Origin of the sequence: Chryseobacterium sp. c4a, from assembly GCF_009900745.1 — a bacterium.
GTDB lineage: Bacteria > Bacteroidota > Bacteroidia > Flavobacteriales > Weeksellaceae > Chryseobacterium.
Window position 1 is genome coordinate 1 of the sequence record NZ_WXVU01000047.1, and the last position, 1,124, is coordinate 1,124.

Sequence of the window (1,124 nt, forward strand, 5' to 3'; positions counted from 1 at the left end):
CGAACACAGAAGTTAAGCCCACCAGCGCCGATGGTACTGCTAACGCGGGAGAGTAGGCCGCCGCCAGTTTTTATTTTATTTTTAAAAATCCTTTATCGAAAGATAGAGGATTTTTTTTTGCTTTATACTTTAGGGAGTACACCACCAACCACCACCATCTATTCCTTATCATTATTCTATTATCGTTATTCCCTGTATCTTGTTATCCTGTAAGGATCTCAACAGGAGTATGGAAATCAGTGAATAGTGTTTACTAAGCTCTATTCATTCATTCTTTGTATTATAGATTTTGGCTAAAGCCATTGGATTGTTTGTAAATAATAAAGCGGGCTAAAGCCCACTTCTATTGAATGGAGTGAACACTGTATAAATATACCAGCCAGGGCTAACGTTGTCGAGATCCCTGCGGGATGATGAAGGCTGAGGAGATAAATATATCATACAAATATTTGCTATTGATTAGAAACTACTTATTATTCATATCCTTTTTATTCTATCCCTGATATCTTTTTGTATCATTATTTTTGTTTGTCTTACCATCGTTGTCATCCTGTAAGGATCTCCACAAGATCATTTCATATTAATAAAGCATACGCCAGAATCACCCCTAATTTTCATACTATATAGTATACTCAGCTTTTTCCACAGAGCATCCCTCAATAGAAACGGGCTTTAGCCCGTTTACATACACCAAGCTTCTTCCCTTGGATTTAACCCAAACCTATATCAATCATCAATCTCACATCATATACAATAATATTTACGGGAGCAAAATCTTATAAAAATCTCTATTACGATCAAATGTTAAAGATTACCTGTAATTTATTCATGGAGTATTTACAAACCCTTACTATCTCCAGAGAATTTGCTTCAAAGATCTTGTGGTACTTGCTTCTTAATAGAACAACACTATAATTTTATTTTGAAATTTTATAAGCATAATAGCTATATATATATTATCCAACCTTTATTTTCCATATTCCAGTTAATTAAGACTAATTGTGGATAAGTATAAATATGGGTTTAAATATAAATAAACCAGTAAGTTAAGTTAAATACTTACTCACAATGGATGTATCTGTGTAAATTTTATGTTAAATAAACTTGTGAGGGATGGTATAAGT

Annotated in this window: 1 protein-coding gene; it reads left to right on the forward strand. The window is 32.9% G+C overall.

Features of this window, described 5'->3' with window-relative positions; all coding sequences use genetic code 11:
* Positions 1-213 (forward strand): hypothetical protein (locus tag GTR01_RS24720; RefSeq protein ID WP_228452276.1); only part of this gene is annotated, 213 nt, incomplete at its 5' end.
* Between the last annotated feature and the right edge of the window lie 911 nt (positions 214-1,124).